This is a genomic window from Isoptericola sp. BMS4, from assembly GCF_011634835.1.
Lineage (GTDB): Bacteria > Actinomycetota > Actinomycetes > Actinomycetales > Cellulomonadaceae > Isoptericola.
On record NZ_SIRP01000001.1, the window covers coordinates 1,149,178 to 1,165,505 of the forward strand.

Genomic DNA, 16,328 nt, shown 5'->3' on the forward strand with positions numbered 1-16,328 from the left:
GCCGTTCGGCTCGGCGGTGGAGCCGGCGTCGTAGCGCACGAGCCGGGCGGCGCCGTCGCCCGGGGCGGCGTGGCCGAGGAGCTGTGCGACGGCTCCGTCGCGCAGGGTCCGGGCGCGCCACCCGGTGAGGGCGGCGACGGTCGTCGCCACGCGTTCGGCCGCCGCGGTGGGCGGGCGGTCGGTCGAGGTCGGAGAGTTCACGGGAGCACCCTTCGGACGGTCGGATCTGCGGTCGTCCGTCGGGGCGAGCGACGGTCGGGTTGCCGCGCGCCGCCCCGGGGCCGCGGGGGTGGCCGGCGTGCGGGTGGTACGTGGAGCGGTGCTGATGGAGCGGGCCGGGGGTGCCCGGCCCGCCGGTCGGGCGCGGCGGTGCATCGACGCTGGAGCGCGTCGTTGCGCCTCTCAGGACAGGAAAATAGCCATATGCTATAGCAATGTCAAGGGCGAGGTTCCGGGCGTCGGCGCAGGTCATGAGCCCGCGGGCTGAGCAGATGTGTGCAGGTCAGGCGTAGTCGCCCGGCCAGTGGAACCCGGCTGCGGCCCCGGTCGGCGACGCCCGGAGGGCCGCGACCTCGGCCGGGTCGGCATGGACCGGGCGCAGCATCCCCGTCGCGTCGGTGGACGGCGCCGCGTCCGCCAGGACGGCGTCGGCGAACCCGCGGCCGAGGGTGTCCCGCGGCAGCCGCACCTCGAGCGACGTCGCCCCGTGGTGGCGGGCGCGGGCGAGCGTGGCGTCCGCGAGGGCGGCCGCGGCCTCGCCGCCCTGGGCGCCGGTCCGGGTGGCGAGCTCCCGCACGCGCAGGAGCGCCGCGACCGGCTCCAGCACGACGTACCCGAGCACGTCGCCGTGGGGCGAGCGTGCCGTGAGGAGCTCGCACGAGCGGTACCAGAGCGGCACGCGCCGCTCCCAGTGCGCGGCCGTGCGGATCGTGGCGAGCGGGCGCCGCCGCCCGTCGGGGGTCGTGTCGGTGGCGTCGTGCAGCCGCGCGAGCGACTCCCACGGCAGTGCCGGGCCCCACGGCTGCCACGAGTCGCTCGGCAACCGGTCGGCACGGACGGTGGGCGGCCCGTCGGCCGGGGCGTCGAGCGGATTCTCGGACGCCATGACGACCGGGCCGGCAGGCGGGAGGCGCGGCGTCCCGGTCAGCACCGGCACGTCGAACGCCGCGTAGCCGCTGGAGCCGTAGACGCCCGGGGTCCCCGTGAACAGCAGCGAGACGTCGACCCCCGCGGCGGACATCCGGTCGTGGGTCGCGGCGAGGAGGCGGCGCACCAGGCCGCGGCCCCGCGCCTCGGGTGCCACCGCCACGTTGGCGACGCACCCCGCGCGCAGGACGCGGGACCCGTCGGCCGACGCGACCGAGCGCGGCGTCCAGTACACCGAGGCGACGACGTCGCCCGCGGCGTCGGCGGCGACGACCGTGCGCGCCAGGCGTCCGGCATCGGTCTCGTAGACCGGGACCATGAGCGGCGCGTCGAACGCGCGCTCCCACAGCGCGTAGAGCGACGGGACGTCGTCAGGGGTGGCGTCGCGCGGTTCCATGCGTCCTCCTCGGGGGCCGGGCGGGCATCGCGCCGGTCTGTTGCGCATCTTGCTATAGCAGGATTACCCTCGGTCGCACGTTCGTCGGCGAGCGACGGGCGAGGACGCCGGGCCGGGCTGGGCCCGGCGCTCCGGAGCGGCCGCACCGCCCGAGCCGGCGTCGCCGTCGGCGACTCCCGTTCGACCACGTGCCGCCGTCAGGCGGCCCCGCCCGACCATGTGTCGCCGTGTCCGGCGGCCCCGCCCGGCCAGGTGCCGCATCGAAGCGACCCGTGGCCGGCCCGCCGCCGCTCCGCGGCGACCTGCCGCCGTCAGTCGTCCTGGGTGTGCGGCTCCAGGCGCGCGGCGGCCTCGCCGATGTGCTCGGCCATGACGCGGCGCGCCTCGTCGGGGTCGCCCCCGGCGATCGCGTCGACGATCCGCAGGTGGGTCTGGGCGTGGGCCACCCGTGCCGCGGGTTCGAGGGCCGCGTTGGCCGCCCGGAGGAACCCGGTGATCCGGCTGCGCAGCTGCGCGTTGAGCGCCATGAGCATGTGGTGGTCCGCCATCTCCCAGATCTGCTCGTGGAAGCGCCGGTCCAGCTCGAAGACGCGCGGGCTGTTGCCGCGCTCGGCGGCCTGGACCATCTGCTGCACGATCTTGCGCAGGCGGGCGTCCTTCGCCTCGTCCCACGACTGCTGGACGCGTGCCACGGCGAACTGTTCGAGCAGCGTGCGGAGGCTGGAGATCTCCTCGAGGTCGCGGCTGGTGAGGGCCACGACCCGGGCGCCGCGGTGGGGCAGGCGCTCGACCAGGCCCTCCTCGGTCAGCCGGGTCAGCGCCTCGCGCACGGGGATGTGGCTCGTGCCGAGCCGTTCGGCGAGCTTGCGCTCGACCAGGCGTTCGCCGGGTTCGAGCTCGCCCGAGAAGATCGCCTCGCGCAGCTCGACGGTGACGCGGTCGGCCACGTTCTGGTCGGGCACGCTCTTGAGCGCCATTGCTACTCCGTCGGTCGGCTGGGCAGAAGGCCTGGTCCGGGCGGCCGCGCCCCGCAGGATAGCGAGACGCGCAGCGCGCGGACGACCGCCGGGGCGTGTCGTCCGGGCCGTCCGGGACCGCCGTCACATGCTATAGCATCAGGGCGGTCGAGGACTGGAGGATCGATGGCGGCTCTGCACGACCGGGTGCCCGTGCCCGCGTTCCACGGGACGGCGGGCGTCGCGACCCGGGACGTCAGCCCGCCCGTGGGCATCCGTGCGCGCAACTGGGGCCCGGCGGACTGGGACGCGGCCGAGGGGCAGCACCGGTCCATGACGCTCACCGCGGTCGCCCTCGCCGCCGACGACGAACCGGTCGTCGCGATCACCGTCGACGGCACCTGGTGGCGCCGCGTGGACGACGAGGCCGGCGTCCGGCACCGCGTGCTCGCCGCCCTCGGGCTGCCGCCCGAGCGGCTGCTCGTCTCCCTGTCCCACACGCACGCCGGGCCCGTGCTGTGCGCCGGGGACGCCGACCTGCCGGGCGGCGCGCTCGTGCCCGGCTACCTCGACACCCTGGCGGCCGCCGCGGCCGACGCCGGCCGCGAGGCGCTGGACTCCCTGCGCCCCGCCGTCCTCGAGTGGGCGACGGGACGGTGCGCGCTCGCCGCCGACCGGGAGCTCCTCCTCGACGACCCCGGGGCCCCGCCCCGCCCCGTGATCGGCTGGAACCCCGACGAGGCCGCCGACGACACCGTCCTGGTCGGCCGCCTCACCGCGATCGGCCGCGCCGGTGAGCCGGACCGGCCGCTCGCGACCGTCGTCAACTACGCCTGCCACCCCACGACCCTGGCGTGGCAGAACCGGCTCGTCTCCCCGGACTACGTCGGGGCGATGCGCGACCTCGTGCAGGCGGCGACCGGCGCGCCCGTCGCGTTCCTCCAGGGCGCGTCCGGCGAGCTCGCCCCCCGGCAGCAGTACACCGGCGACCTCGCCGTCGCCGACCGGCACGGCGAGGCGCTCGGGCACGCCGTGCTCGCGGCCCTGGCGGAGCTGCCCCCGCCGGGCACGACGATGGAGCTCGCGCGCGTGGTGGAGTCCGGGGCGCCCCTGGGCGTGTGGGAGCCGGCCCCGGCCGCACCGTCCACCACCCTCGCCGTCGTGCAGGCCGACGTCGAGCTCGACCTGCGGGACCTGCCCAGCATGGCCGAGCTCGAGGCCGAGTGGGCCGGCATCGACCCCCGGTCGCGCGACGAGCGCCTGCGCCGCGCCCGCAACCTGCGCGACGGCTACGTCGCCGGTCCCACCGTCCGGCACCCGGCCTGGGCCTGGCGGCTCGGCGACGCGCTCCTCGTCGCACACCCCGGGGAGGCGTACTCCCGGTTCCAGCGCACCGTGCGCGCCCACGCCGCGGGCCGCCCCGTCGTCGTCGCCAACCTCACCAACGGGCCGGGGTTCGTCTACCTGCCCACCGACGTCGCGTACGAGCGCGGCGCCTACCAGGCCTGGCAGACGCCGCTCGCGCCGGGCTCGCTCGCGCGCCTGGAGGCGCACGCCACCCGACTCATCGACACGCTGCTCGGCTCGCCGGGCGACAAGGAGGACCAGTGACCGCACCCGCCCGCGCCCCGCTCGCGATCGTCACCGGCGGGGCCGCCGGCATCGGCCGTCAGGTGGCCGAGCGGCTCGCCGCCGACGGCCACCGCGTCGTGTGCCCCGACGTCGCCCGGCACGACCTGCCCGCGCTGGGCGACGGCCCCGCGCCCGGCGCCCCGGGGCTCGTGTGGACGCCGCTCGACGTCACCGACCACGACGCCGTGCGCGCGACGTTCGACGACCTCGCCGCCCGGTACGGCGGCATCGACGTGCTCGTCAACAACGCGGGCATCCAGCGCCATCGCGGGCTGGAGGACCTCACGTTCGCCGAGTGGTCCGCCGTCGTGGACGTCAACCTGCACGGCGTCTTCTCCTGCCTCCAGGCCGCCGGCCGGCACATGCTCGACGCCGGCCGCGGCGCCGTCGTCAACATCTCGTCGGTGTCCTCCCGCGGCTCGGCGGGGCGCGCGCCGTACGCCACCACCAAGGCGGCCGTCGTCGCGCTCACCGCCACCGCCGGGGCCGAGTGGGCGGCGCGCGGCGTGCGCGTCAACGCCGTGGCCCCCGGGTACATCGACACCGGCGTCTTCCGCCAGGGCGTCGCCGCGGGCACGCTCTCGGAGGAGACCATCCTCGCGCGCATCCCCGCCGGCCGGCTCGCCGACGCGTCGGAGGTGGCGAACGCCGTCGCCTTCCTCGCCTCCGACCAGGCGTCGTACGTCGTCGGGCAGACGCTCTTCGTGGACGGCGGCTTCATGGTCGACTACGGCGTCCCGCTCGCGAAGAAGCCGGAGTGACGCCGATGGCGCGCGTCACCGAGGTCCGCACGCACACCGTCGCCGTGCCGCTGCCCGAGCCCCTGCGGCTGGGCGCGATGACCGTGGAGCGGCGCGAGTACGTCGCGGTCGAGGTGCTCGCGGAGCGTGCGCCCGGGGAGACGCCGCTGGTCGGCGTCGCCTACGCGCTCACCCGCGAGGCGCCGATGGCCGAGCTCGTGGAGCGGCTCGTCGCGCCGCACGTCGTGGGCCGCGAGATCGCGGGGCCGGCCGACGTGCGGGCCGCCTGGGACGCGATGCTGCGCGGGTCGGCGATCGTCGGACGCGTCGGCCTGGTGCGCCGCGCGATCGGGCTCGTCGACGTCGCCCTGTGGGACGTCGCGGGTCAGGCGGCGGGCCTGCCGGTGTGGCGCCTCCTCGGGGCGGACGACGCCCCCCGCCCGTCGATCCTCGTGGCCGCCTACCCGACGCCGGGACGCACGGCGGACACCGTCGCCGCCGAGGTGCTCGCCCAGGCCGCCGGCGGCTGGCCGCTGCTGAAGATCTCCCGCTCCCCGGACCGCGCCCTCATGCGCGAGGTGATCGCGCGGGTGCGGGACGGGCTCGCGGCGGCGGGCCGGCCCACCGTGCCCGGGCGCGAGGGGCTCGTCGTCGACGTCGGCTTCGGCTGGCGCGACGCGGACGAGGCATTGGCCGACCTCGACGGGTGGGGGATCGCCGCGCCGGGCGGCCACGGACAGGGCGACGCGCCGGCGCTCGCCTGGCTGGAGGACCCGCTGCTGCCGGAGGACGCCGCCCGCGCGGCACGGATCCGGGCGGCGACCGGCCTGCCGCTCAGCATCGGCGACGAGGTCACCGATCCCGAGGTCCACGCCCGGCTGGCCGGGCTCGGCGCCCTCGACGTGCCGCGGGTCGACGTCGTCGCGATCGGCGGCCTCACCCCCGCGGCCGAGCTCGTGCGATCCTGGCTCGACGCCGGACTGACACCGTCGAGCCACGTCTACCCGGAGGTGAGCGTGCACCTGGGCATCGGCGTCGAGACCTTCGACCGCTCCCCGCAGGGCAACCCCTACGACCCGGCGCCGCTGCTCGTCACCGGCGGCCCAACCTTCGCGGACGGGTACGCGACGCCGCCGCCCGCCCCCGGGCTCGGGTTCCGGCTGTCCCCGCGGTTCTTCCCGGAGGCCGCCCGATGAGCGGGCGCAGCGTCGTCGTCACCGGCTCCGGCAAAGGGATCGGCCGGGCGATCGCCGAGCGGCTGACCGCCGACGGCTGGGTCGTCGTCGGGCTGGAGCGCAGCCCCGGCTCGGGCAGCGTGACCGACGGGGCGTGCGCCGCCGTCGTCCTGGGCGACTCCCGGGACCGTGCCGCGCACCGGGAGGCCGCCCGCCGCGCCCGCGAGATCGCGCCGCTGGCGGGGTGGGTCAACAACGCGGGGGTCACGCGGACCACGCCGCTGCACGCCCTCGCCGACCCGGAGCGCGAGGCCGACGTCGAACGCACGGCACGGGAGATCGTCGAGATCAACGGCCTCGGATACCTCTGGGGCGCCGCCGCCGCGGTCGAGGCGTTCACCGACCAGGCCTCGGGCGGGTCGATCGTCAACGTCGGCTCCATCCACGGGCGGGCGTCGTTCGCCGACCATGCCGCGTACGAGCTCACCAAGGGCGGCATCGACGCCCTCGCCCGCAGCGTCGCCGTCACCTACGGGCGGTACGGGATCCGCGCCAACACCGTGGCCCCCGGCGGCGTGCGCACCCCGCACCTGGAGGCGCAGATCGCCGCCGCCGCCGACCCCGCGGCCGAGGAGCGGCACCTGGCGCAGGGCCCGCCGCTCGGGCGGATCGCGCGGCCCGACGAGATCGCCGCGGTCGTGGCGTTCCTGCTCTCCGACGCGTCGTCCTACGTGTCCGGGCAGTCGATCGCCGCGGACGGCGCGTGGACGGCGTCGTTCGGCACCCCGCAGCGGGACCCGGAGCTCGACCGGCGCTACGGCCTGGCCTGAGCCGGGCGTCCCGCCTCCCGCGCCCCGGTCGTGCCCCGCGGGCACGACCGGAGCACGGGAGGTGCGACCGCGCCGTGAGGGTCAGGCCTTGAGCATGCTCGCGCGGGCGATGACGCCGTCCGCCACGTCGAACGTCGCGACCGTCTCGCCGGTGCCGTTCGCGGTCGTGACGAGCTCGCGGGCCACGACCCAGCGCTCCCCGAACGCGACCGACGTCGTGATCTCGCAGTGCAGCGCCGCGTCGTCGAACCGGCCGCCGTAGAAGGCGCGCAGGGCGTCGCGGCCCACGATCGGGTCGGGTGTCACGCCGGTGACGACGGCGTCGGGCGCGTAGGTGGCGACGAAGCGGTCGAGGTCGCGGGCGTTGAAGGCGTCGACCTGCTCGGCGACGACGGCGGTGGCGGTGGGCACGGGTCCTCCTGGGGCGGTCGGTGGATGGGCGGGGCGCGGTCAGTCGATCCGCACGCCGCCGTTGACGTCGTAGGTGGCGCCGGTGACGAAGGCGGCACGCGGGTCGGCCAGCGAGGCGATCACCCAGGCGACGTCCTCCGGGGCGCCGAAGTCGCCGAGAGGGATCGACGAGGTGAGCGCGGCGCGGCCGGCGTCGTCGAGCTGGTCGGTGATGTTGCTGGTGACGGGGCCGGGGGTCACGGCGTTCACACGGATCCGCTCACCGGCGAGGATGCGGGCGAAGGAGCGGGTGATCGCCAGCATCGCGCCCTTGGACGCCGCGTAGTGGACGCCGGTCCGCAGGGCGCCCTGCTGCCCGGCGATCGAGGCGACGTTGACGATCGCGCGGTCGGTGGCGGCGGGGTCGGCGTGCTCGGCGTCCTCGCGGCCGGCGCGCAGCAGCGGCAGCGCGGCGCGGGACAGCACGAACGTGCCGCGCGCGTTGGTCTCCATGACCTGGTCCCACTCGTCGAGCTCGATGTCGTCGAGCGCGCGGTAGGGGCAGACGCCCCCGTTGTTGACCAGGACGTCGAGCCGGCCCCAGGCGGCGGTCACCTCGGCGACGAGCGCGTCGACGGAGGCGGTGTCGCGCAGGTCGAGCCGGGACACGCGGGTCGCGGCGCCTGCGGCCGCGCAGTGCTTCGCGGTGGTGGTGGCGCCCGCCTCGTCGTGCGCGAAGGTGAGCCAGACGTCGTAGCCGTCCTGAGCGAGGCGATGGGCGGTCGCGGCGCCGATGCCGGAGCTGGCGCCGGTGATGAGGGCGAATCGACGGGGCATGGGGGGAACGCTATAGCACTTCTGGCGATGCCGGCATCCTGCCTGGGTCGACGCCCGGTTGGGCGGCAGATGCTATCTGCTATAGCATTCGGTCTCATGAGCGCCGACACCGTCGTCATCACCGACTGCGACCTGCCGTCCACCGCCTGCGAGGACACCGTCGCGGCCGCCGGCCTGCGCGCGGTGCGCGCCGCGGCACGCACCGAGGAGGAGGTCGTCGAGGCGGTGCGTGCGGCCGGGGGAGCGCAGGCGCTCGTCGTGCAGTGGGCCCCCGTGACGGAACGGGTGCTGGACGCCGTGGCCGGCCCCGACGGCGTCCGCGTCGTCTCCCGGATGGGCATCGGGTACGACATGGTCGACGTCGCCGCCGCGACCAGGCGTGGCGTCGCCGTCGCGAACACCCCGACCTACTGCGTCGAAGAGGTGGCGTCGCACACCCTCGCGATGGTGCTCGGCCTCGGGCGCGGCCTGTCCGGGTACGACCGTGGCGTGCGGGCCGGGGGCTGGGCCCCCACGGCCGCCCGCCCCCCCGCCGTGCGCCCCTCGGCCACCACGGTCGGCGTCGTCGGGTACGGCCGGATCGGCTCCGAGGTGGCCCGCGGCCTCGCTGCCCTCGGGTTCCGCGTCCTCGTGCACGACCCGCTCGTGCCCGCAGCCGCGGTCGAGGCCGCCGGGCACCGGCCCGCCACGCTCGAGGAGCTGCTCCGCACCGCCGACGTCATCACACTCCACGCGCCTCTCACCGACGACACCCGGCACCTGCTCGACCGCGACACCCTCGCCGTCACGAAGTCCGGCGTGCGCGTCGTCAACACCTGCCGCGGCCCGCTTGTCGACGAGGAGGCCCTGGCCGACGCGATCGAGGCCGGGCACGTCGGCGGCGCGGCCCTCGACGTGTTCGCCACCGAGCCGCTGCCCGCCGACAGCAGGCTGCGCACGCTCGACGCCGTCGTGCTCACCCCCCACGCGGCCTGGTTCTCCCCCCAGGCCATGGCGGACCTCCCCGTGCACACAGCCCGCAACGCCGTCGACCTCCTCGCGGGGCGCCACGTGCCCTCGGTCGTCAACCCCGGGTTCGCGCGCCTCCCCGCGCGCTGAGCCGGGTCCGCCGCCCGCAGCCCGTCGATCACCGCCACGACCAGGAGGTCCCCGTGCAGCTCGTCCGTCTCGGCCCCGCCGGCCAGGAACGTCCCGCCGTCCGCCACGACGGCGAAGTGCGCTCCCTGGAGCCCCTCACCGGAGACGTCGACGGGGCGTTCCTCGCCGCGGACGGCGTCGCGCGCACCCGCGCGGCGCTCGCCGCCGGCACGCTCCCGGTGATCCCCGACGCCGACACCCTGCGCGTCGGCGCCCCGGTCGCTCGGCCCACGGCCGTCGTCTGCGTCGGCCAGAACTACGCGGCGCACGCCGCCGAGTCGGGCGCCGCCCCGCCGCAGGCGCCGATCGTCTTCTGGAAGCACTCGAACACCGTCGTCGGCCCGTACGACGACGTCCTGGTCCCGCCCGGGGCGACGACCGTCGACTGGGAGGTCGAGCTCGGCGTCGTCATCGGCCGCCGCGCGCGTTACCTCTCCACGCCCGAGGAGGCCGCCGCGCACGTCGCCGGGTACGTGCTGTCGCACGACGTCTCCGAGCGCGACTACCAGCTGGAGCACTCGGGTGGGCAGTGGTCGAAGGGCAAGAGCTGCGAGACGTTCAACCCGCTCGGACCGTGGCTCGTGCCCGCGGACGAGATCGACGCCGGCGACCTGCGCCTGCGCTCGTGGGTCAACGGCGAGCCGCGCCAGGACTCGACCACCGCCGACATGATCTTCGACGTGCCGTTCCTCGTGCAGCACCTCAGCCGCTACATGGTGCTGGAACCGGGCGACGTCATCAACACCGGCACGCCGCAGGGCGTCGCGCTGTCCGGGCGGTTCGCCTACCTGCGTGCCGGCGACGTCGTCACCCTGGAGATCGGCGGGCTGGGGCGCTCCGAGCAGCGAGTGCGCGACGCCGTCGTCTGACCGTGGCGGTCGGCCTGGTCAGCCCGCGAACGGCGTGGCCGGCAGGCCCCGCACCCCGGCGTCGACCCGGAACAGCGAGCCCGCCTCCGGCTGCTCGTAGTCCGCCAGGTCCTGCCGCGAGGTCGTGACGTACAGCGTTCCCAGGTCGTCGCCGCCGAACGTGCACGCGGTCACCTGCGTCGCGGGGAACCGGATCTCGGCGTCGACCACCCCGGAGGGAGAGTAGCGCCGCACGGCGGACCCTCCCCACAGCGCGACCCAGACGCCCCCGTCGGCGTCCACCGTGAGCCCGTCGGGGGCGCCGTCGGCCGGGTCGACCGCCACGAACGGGCGTCGGCCCGTCAGCCCGCGTGCGTCCACCGACGCGGGCACCACGTCGAGCATGTCGATCCGGTGGGTCGCCGTGTCGGCGTAGTAGGCCCGCGTGCCGTCGGGGGAGAACCCGAGGCCGTTGGAGCAGCCCACGCCCTCGAGCACGACGCGCGCCGCACCGCCGGGCTCGACCCGGTGCAGTGCCGCCGTGCCGCCGGTGCCGGTGACCATGCCGCCCACGTAGAACGCCCCGTCGGGGCCGGTCGAGCCCTCGTTGAGCCGTACCGCGGGGCCGTCGGTCAGCGTGGTGAGCGGTCGGAGAGGGCCGTCGCCCGTGTCGGAGACCGCGACGTCGTGCTCGCGGGCGACGACGAACCCGCCGCCCGCGCGCGGCCGCACCACGGCCGCGACGGTGCCCACGTGCCGCCGGTCGACGCCGCCGTCGGGCCGCAGCGCCAGGACGTCCCCGGCGAGCATGTCGACGTACCGTAGCCCGCCCCACCCGGACCACCAGACCGGGCCCTCGGCGTGGTGGGCGACGGGGCCGGTGACGTTTGCAGGTGCGGGCACGCGACGATTCTGCCGCGTCGCCCGCCCGGCGCGGTATCGTGGCCGCATGCTGAAGCGCAACGAGTGGTGGCGGCTGCACGAGCAGCCGTGACCTGACCGCGCCCCGCACCGTCCGAGTCCCGAGCTGCCCGCCGCAGCCCGGGACTCGTCGTCTGTCCGCCCCTCCGGGGTCCGGTACCGGGCGGTGGGCGGCTCCCGTCCCCAGGAGCACCCATGACGACCACCATCACCACCCCCGCGACCCCCACGCCGCCCGGTGACGCGCGGTCGGGCGACAACCTCGCCGATCGGCACGAGCGGGCCACGCTCGCCGTCGCCCGGCGCCGCAGCGCCGAGCTGGAGTCGGAGATCGCCCGCGACCCCGGCGCCTTCCGCGTCCTCACGGGCGACCGGCCCACGGGCGCGCTGCACCTCGGCCACCTGCTCGCGACGCTCGACAGCCGCGTCCGCCTGCAGGATGCGGGTGTCGAGGTCGTGCTGGTGATCGCCGACTACCAGGTGATCACCGACCGCGACGAGACCGGCGACCTGCCCGCCGTCGTGCGCGAGGTGGTGCTGGACTACCTCGCCGCCGGGATCGACCCCGCCCGCACGACGATCTTCACGCACTCGGCGGTGCCGGCGCTGAACCAGCTCCTGCTGCCGTTCCTGTCGCTGGTGACCGTCGGCGAGCTGGAGCGCAACCCGACCGTCAAGGCGGAGGCGGTCGACGCCGCCCGCCGGCAGGGGCGTGACATGTCCGGGCTGCTGTTCACCTACCCGGTGCACCAGGCCGCGGACATCCTGTTCTGTCACGGCGACGTCGTGCCGGTGGGTGCCGACCAGCTGCCGCACCTGGAGGCGACCCGCACCGTCGCGCGGCGCTTCAACCAGCGGTACGCGGCCGCCCGCCCGTACTTCCGGGAGCCGGACGCGCTGCTCACGCCGTCGCTCACGGTACTCGGGAACGACGGCGCCAAGATGAGCAAGTCGCGGGGCAACGCGCTGGAGCTGCGGGCCACCGAGGACGAGACGGTGCGGTACTTCCGGCGGGCCCGGACCGACTCCGAGCGGCACATCACGTACGAGCCGGAGACACGGCCCGACGTGGCGAACCTGCTGCGGATCGGCGCCCGCTTCGCCGGGACGACGCCGGCCGAGCTCGCGGAGTCGGTCGGCGCGGCGGGAGCCGGGCGGCTCAAGCAGGTCGTCACCGAGGCCGTCGTCGAGGGCCTGCGGCCGCTGCGCGAGCGCCGTCGCGACCTCGCGGCCGACGCGCCGGCCGTGGTCGGCGACGTCCTCGCGCGCGGGAACGCGCATGCGAACGCCGTGGCGGACCGCACCCTGGCCGACGTCCGCGAGCTCATGGGCACGGTGTACTGAGCGCCGTGTCCTGAAGGGGGTGTCGGGCCCGCCGGTGCCTCAGTTCCGGCGGGCCCGAGTCGTGTGCTGATCCGCGCGGCAGTCCGGGATCAGGTCGGCAGCCTGCACTGCCGACCTGATCCCGGCCTGCCGACGTGATCAGTCGGCGTCGGCGCGGAGCCGGGCGCGGAGCCGGTCGAGCTGCGCCCACAGCTCCGGCGGCACGCGGTCGCCGAACGTCTCGAAGAACTCGGCGGTGGAGTCCGCCTCGGCGAGCCAGGGCTCGGCCGGCACGTCGAAGAGGGCGTCGAGGTCGTCGTCGGACAGGTCCAGGTCGTCCGTGCGCAGCGCGCCCGGGGCCGGCAGCAGCCCGACGGGGGACAGCACGGCGCCCGTGTCGCTGCGCAGGCCGCGCGAGCGGTCGAGCTGCGCGACGATCCACTCGATCACGCGCGAGTTCTCGCCGAACCCGGGCCACAGGAACGACCCGTCGGGGCCCTTGCGGAACCAGTTGACCTGGAACACCTTGGGCCGGGCGTCGGCGTCGAGCCCGGCGCCCACACGGAGCCAGTGGGCCCAGTGGTCGGCCATCGCGTAGCCGCAGAACGGCATCATGGCGAACGGGTCGCGACGCAGCTCGCCGACGGTCCCCTCGGCGGCGGCGGTGCGCTCGGAGCTGATGGTGGCGCCCATGAACACGCCGTGCTCCCAGCTCGTCGCCTGGGCCACGAGCGGCACGTTGCTGGCGCGTCGGCCGCCGAAGACGATCGCGTCCACGGGCACGCCCGCCGGGTCCTCCCACGTGTCGGCGATGGTGGGGCACTGCGCCGCGGCGACGGTGAACCGGGAGTTGGGGTGCGCCGCCGGTGTCTCGGCGTCCGGCGTCCAGTCGTCGCCCCGCCAGTCGACGAGGTGTGCGGGCGGCTCGGGCGTCAGGCCCTCCCACCACACGTCGCCGTCGTCGGTGAGGGCGACGTTGGTGAAGATCGCGTCGTGCGTGAGGGTCTCGACGGCGGTCGGGTTGGTCTCGACGCCTGTGCCGGGCGCGACGCCGAAGAAGCCGGCCTCGGGGTTGATGGCACGCAGGCGCCCGTCCGGCCCGGGGCGCATCCACACGATGTCGTCGCCGAGCGTCTCGACCGTCCAGCCGGAGATCGTGGGCCGCAGCATCGCGAGATTCGTCTTGCCGCAGGCGCTGGGGAACGCGGCGGCCACGTGGTAGCGGCGGCCCTCGGGGGAGGTCACGCGGATCAGGAGCATGTGCTCGGCGAGCCAGCCCTCGTCACGCGCCATCGCCGAGGCGATGCGCAGCGCGAAGCACTTCTTGCCGAGCAGCGCGTTGCCGCCGTACCCGGACCCGTAGGACCAGATCTCGCGGGTCTCCGGGTAGTGGACGATGTACTTGGTGTCGTTGCAGGGCCACGGGACGTCCTCCTCGCCCTCGGCCAGCGGCGCGCCCACCGAGTGCACGGCGGGCACCCACTGCTGCCCGGTGTCGATCAGGTCCAGGACCTCGGGGGAGACGCGCGTCATGACGTGCATCGACACGACCACGTACGGCGAGTCGGTGATCTCGATGCCGACCTGGGAGATCGGTCCGCCGACGGGGCCCATGGAGAACGGGACCACGTACATGGTCCGGCCGCGCATCGAGCCGGCGAAGACGCCGTCCGGCCCCGAGAGCGTCCGGCGCATCTCGGCCGGGTCGCGCCAGTTGTTGGTGGGGCCGGCGTCGGACTGCTGCTGCGAGCAGATGAAGGTGCGCGACTCGACGCGGGCGACGTCGGAGGGGTGCGAGCGGGCGAGGTAGGAGTTCGGCCGCTTGGTCTCGTCGAGCTTCGTCAGCGTCCCCGCGGCGACCATCTGGTCGAGGAGGCGCTGCTTCTCGGCGGCGGACCCGTCGCACCAGACCACCTCGTCCGGCTGGGTGAGCGCGGCGACCTCGCCGACCCAGGCCCGTGCGCTCTGCTGCGCGGCGCGGGAGGGTGCCGGCGCGCCCGCCGCGGCGGCCGTCCCGGGGACGGTGTCGGGGGCGAGCTCGGCGATCGCGAGGCGGGTCCGGCGGGGGTTCGCGGTGAAGGTCATGGCGTGCTCCGTCCGTGGTGGCGCCCGGCGCGACGTTCCGGGTCTGTTCCCACCCTGACGGGCTTCTGGCCACACTTTCCAGCCCAACAGGTGTGAAGATTCGTGCTTCTTGACGTAGCGTGAATCCATGTCCACACGTCACCCGCCGCCGGTCCCATCCACCCTCGGCGGGACGCCGTCGGAGGCTCCCGACCTCATCACCCTCGGCCGCCGCATCCGGCACGCGCGGACGTCGCGCCGCCTCACGCTGGAGGCGCTGGGGGAGCGTGTCGGCTGCGCGCCGAGCCTGCTGTCGCTGGTGGAGAACGGGCGGCGTGAGCCCCGCCTGTCGCTGCTGCGCGGGATCGCCGAGGCCCTCGACGTGGCAGTGCCCGACCTGCTCGCCGACGAGCCGCCGTCGCGCCGCGCCGAGCTCGAGATCGCCCTCGAGCGGGCGCAGCGCGGCCCGCTGTTCGGCGCGCTCGGGCTGCCGGAGATCCGGCCCTCACAGAAGCTGCCCGTCCCGGTGCTGGAACAGCTCGTCGGGCTGCACGCCGAGATCGCGCGCCGCGAGGAGGAGGCCATCGCGACCCCCGAGGAGGCGCGACGCGCGAACACCGTGCTGCGCCACGAGCGGCAGAGCCGGGACAACTACCTGCCGCAGATCGAGACGATCGCCGAGGAGCTCACCGTCTCCGCCGGGTACGCGGGAGCCGGGGCGCTCACCCACCGCACGGTCGCGCGGATGGCCGAGCAGATGGGTTTCACCATCCTGCACGTGGACGACCTGCCGCGCTCCGCCCGGTCGGTCACGGACCTGGCGAACGGGCGCATCTACCTGCCGCCGGCCTCGATCCCGGGCGGGCACGGGCTGCGGTCCCTCGCGCTGCAGGCGATCGCGCACCGGGTGCTCGGCCACGAACGCCCCCGCAGCTACGGCGAGTTCCTGCGCCAGCGGGTCGAGATCACCTACTTCGCGGCCTGCTGCCTGATCCCGGAGTCCACCGCCGTGGACTTCCTCACCCGGCGCAAGCGGGAGCGCGACCTCGCGGTGGAGGACTTCCGCGACGCGTTCGGCGTCACGCACGAGGCCGCGGCCATGCGCCTGACCAACCTCGCCACCGTCCACCTCGGCATCCCGCTGCACTTCCTGCGCGTCGGGGACGACGGCGCCCTGTTCCGCGGCTACGCCAACGACGGGCTGCCGCTGCCGCAGGACGTCACGGGAGCGATCGAGGGGCAGCTGGTGTGCCGGTGGTGGCCCGGCCGCGTGGCCTTCTCCCGCCGGGACCGTGCCACCGAGTCCTACCAGTACACCGACACCCCCGCGGGCACGTTCTGGGACTCGGTGCAGACGGGGACGGACGCCGACGGCCGCCAGTTCTCCGTCACCGTCGGGGTGCCGTACGCGCACGCCAAGTGGTTCCGCGGCCGGGACACCCAGGTGCGCCGCTCCTCCACCTGCCCCGACCCGGCCTGCTGCCAGCGCCCTCCCGCCGACCTCGCCGAGCGGTGGGAGGGCGTCGCCTGGCCGAGCGCCCGCATGCACCAGCAGGTGCTCGCCGCGCTGCCGCGCGGCGCGTTCCCCGGCGTGGACGACACGGACGTGTTCGCCTTCCTGCAGCGGCACGCACCCGTGGAGGAATAGCGGCGTCCCGTCGATCTTCGCCGTCGAGCCGGTCGTGGCCGCCACGGTGGCGATGCTGCTGCCGTCGTCGGGCAGGTGGCTTCGCGACGCGCCGTTCATTGATGTAACGTCATACGTATGGTTGACTGCGTCCGCCAGATGTTCCACTCACGAGGAGTGACAGATGACGACGACGTCAGGAAGTACAAGGTCTGGAAGCGGTAGCGGCCGCAGGAGATCTGCGAGTTGAGTCCCCGATAGTGGTGTAGCGCGGTCGCCAGGGTCGTCGCCGAGATCTTCGGCGA

15 protein-coding genes and 1 pseudogene are annotated in these 16,328 nt (G+C 75.4%); 8 read left to right on the forward strand and 8 right to left on the reverse strand.

The genetic code is table 11. The features are described from left to right. From EYB28_RS20595 to EYB28_RS05060, 3 genes and pseudogenes are all read right to left on the reverse strand, one after another. A pseudogene (locus EYB28_RS20595) lies at positions 1–327 on the reverse strand (hypothetical protein); the annotation flags it as partial. 175 nt (positions 328–502) lie between these two features. Next, positions 503–1,543, reverse strand: a complete 1,041-nt coding sequence (locus EYB28_RS05055; RefSeq protein WP_166845378.1) for a GNAT family N-acetyltransferase — start codon at positions 1,541–1,543, stop codon at positions 503–505. A gap of 311 nt (positions 1,544–1,854) precedes the next feature. Beyond that, positions 1,855–2,520 carry a GntR family transcriptional regulator gene (locus EYB28_RS05060; RefSeq protein WP_166845380.1) on the reverse strand — a complete coding sequence of 222 codons (666 nt, stop codon included), beginning with the start codon at positions 2,518–2,520 and terminating at the stop codon, positions 1,855–1,857. A 165-nt stretch (positions 2,521–2,685) separates the two neighbouring features. Here EYB28_RS05060 and EYB28_RS05065 point away from each other — a divergent pair, with 165 nt between their 5' ends. Genes EYB28_RS05065 through EYB28_RS05080 form a run of 4 tightly spaced genes read left to right on the forward strand, consistent with a single transcriptional unit; the run spans position 2,686 to position 6,876 of the window. Then, positions 2,686–4,110: a hypothetical protein gene (locus EYB28_RS05065; RefSeq protein ID WP_166845382.1), complete on the forward strand. Its 1,425-nt coding sequence runs from the start codon at positions 2,686–2,688 to the stop codon at positions 4,108–4,110. After that, the gene (locus tag EYB28_RS05070) at positions 4,107–4,892 is read left to right on the forward strand and encodes an SDR family NAD(P)-dependent oxidoreductase (RefSeq protein WP_166845384.1); all 786 of its coding nucleotides are present in this window, start codon (positions 4,107–4,109) and stop codon (positions 4,890–4,892) included. Before EYB28_RS05065 ends, EYB28_RS05070 begins: the two co-directional genes overlap by 4 nt. Before the next feature lie 5 nt (positions 4,893–4,897). Next, positions 4,898–6,067: a mandelate racemase/muconate lactonizing enzyme family protein gene (locus EYB28_RS05075; RefSeq protein ID WP_166851715.1), complete on the forward strand. Its 1,170-nt coding sequence runs from the start codon at positions 4,898–4,900 to the stop codon at positions 6,065–6,067. Then, positions 6,064–6,876: an SDR family NAD(P)-dependent oxidoreductase gene (locus EYB28_RS05080; protein WP_166845386.1), complete on the forward strand. Its 813-nt coding sequence runs from the start codon at positions 6,064–6,066 to the stop codon at positions 6,874–6,876. The genes EYB28_RS05075 and EYB28_RS05080 overlap by 4 nt, the downstream gene beginning before the upstream one ends. An 81-nt stretch (positions 6,877–6,957) precedes the next feature. Here EYB28_RS05080 and EYB28_RS05085 read toward each other — a convergent pair whose 3' ends face one another. Next, positions 6,958–7,287, reverse strand: a complete 330-nt coding sequence (locus tag EYB28_RS05085; protein ID WP_166845388.1) for a nuclear transport factor 2 family protein — start codon at positions 7,285–7,287, stop codon at positions 6,958–6,960. Positions 7,288–7,326: 39 nt separating this feature from the next. After that, positions 7,327–8,103: an SDR family NAD(P)-dependent oxidoreductase gene (locus EYB28_RS05090; protein ID WP_166845390.1), complete on the reverse strand. Its 777-nt coding sequence runs from the start codon at positions 8,101–8,103 to the stop codon at positions 7,327–7,329. A gap of 96 nt (positions 8,104–8,199) precedes the next feature. Between EYB28_RS05090 and EYB28_RS05095 the strand changes: the two genes are divergently transcribed. Beyond that, positions 8,200–9,201, forward strand: a complete 1,002-nt coding sequence (locus EYB28_RS05095; RefSeq protein ID WP_166845392.1) for a C-terminal binding protein — start codon at positions 8,200–8,202, stop codon at positions 9,199–9,201. Positions 9,202–9,254: 53 nt separating this feature from the next. Beyond that, the gene (locus EYB28_RS05100) at positions 9,255–10,109 is read left to right on the forward strand and encodes a fumarylacetoacetate hydrolase family protein (protein WP_166845395.1); all 855 of its coding nucleotides are present in this window, start codon (positions 9,255–9,257) and stop codon (positions 10,107–10,109) included. An 18-nt stretch (positions 10,110–10,127) separates the two neighbouring features. On the opposite strand, the gene EYB28_RS05105 is transcribed toward EYB28_RS05100, so the two are convergent. Beyond that, positions 10,128–10,991, reverse strand: a complete 864-nt coding sequence (locus EYB28_RS05105; protein ID WP_240930394.1) for an SMP-30/gluconolactonase/LRE family protein — start codon at positions 10,989–10,991, stop codon at positions 10,128–10,130. Positions 10,992–11,204: 213 nt separating this feature from the next. Between EYB28_RS05105 and trpS the strand changes: the two genes are divergently transcribed. Then, entirely contained in the window at positions 11,205–12,353 is a 1,149-nt protein-coding gene (trpS, locus tag EYB28_RS05110) for a tryptophan--tRNA ligase (protein ID WP_166845399.1), read from the forward strand. Positions 12,354–12,491: 138 nt separating this feature from the next. Here trpS and EYB28_RS05115 read toward each other — a convergent pair whose 3' ends face one another. Beyond that, on the reverse strand, positions 12,492–14,417 hold the full coding sequence (locus EYB28_RS05115) for a phosphoenolpyruvate carboxykinase (GTP) (protein ID WP_166845401.1): 1,926 nt from the start codon (positions 14,415–14,417) through the stop codon (positions 12,492–12,494). Positions 14,418–14,544: 127 nt separating this feature from the next. Here EYB28_RS05115 and EYB28_RS05120 point away from each other — a divergent pair, with 127 nt between their 5' ends. Next, the gene (locus EYB28_RS05120) at positions 14,545–16,044 is read left to right on the forward strand and encodes a helix-turn-helix domain-containing protein (protein WP_166845404.1); all 1,500 of its coding nucleotides are present in this window, start codon (positions 14,545–14,547) and stop codon (positions 16,042–16,044) included. Positions 16,045–16,139: 95 nt separating this feature from the next. Here EYB28_RS05120 and EYB28_RS20080 read toward each other — a convergent pair. Then, positions 16,140–16,328: hypothetical protein (locus EYB28_RS20080; RefSeq protein ID WP_205710846.1), on the reverse strand; the 189-nt coding region annotated here is incomplete at its 5' end.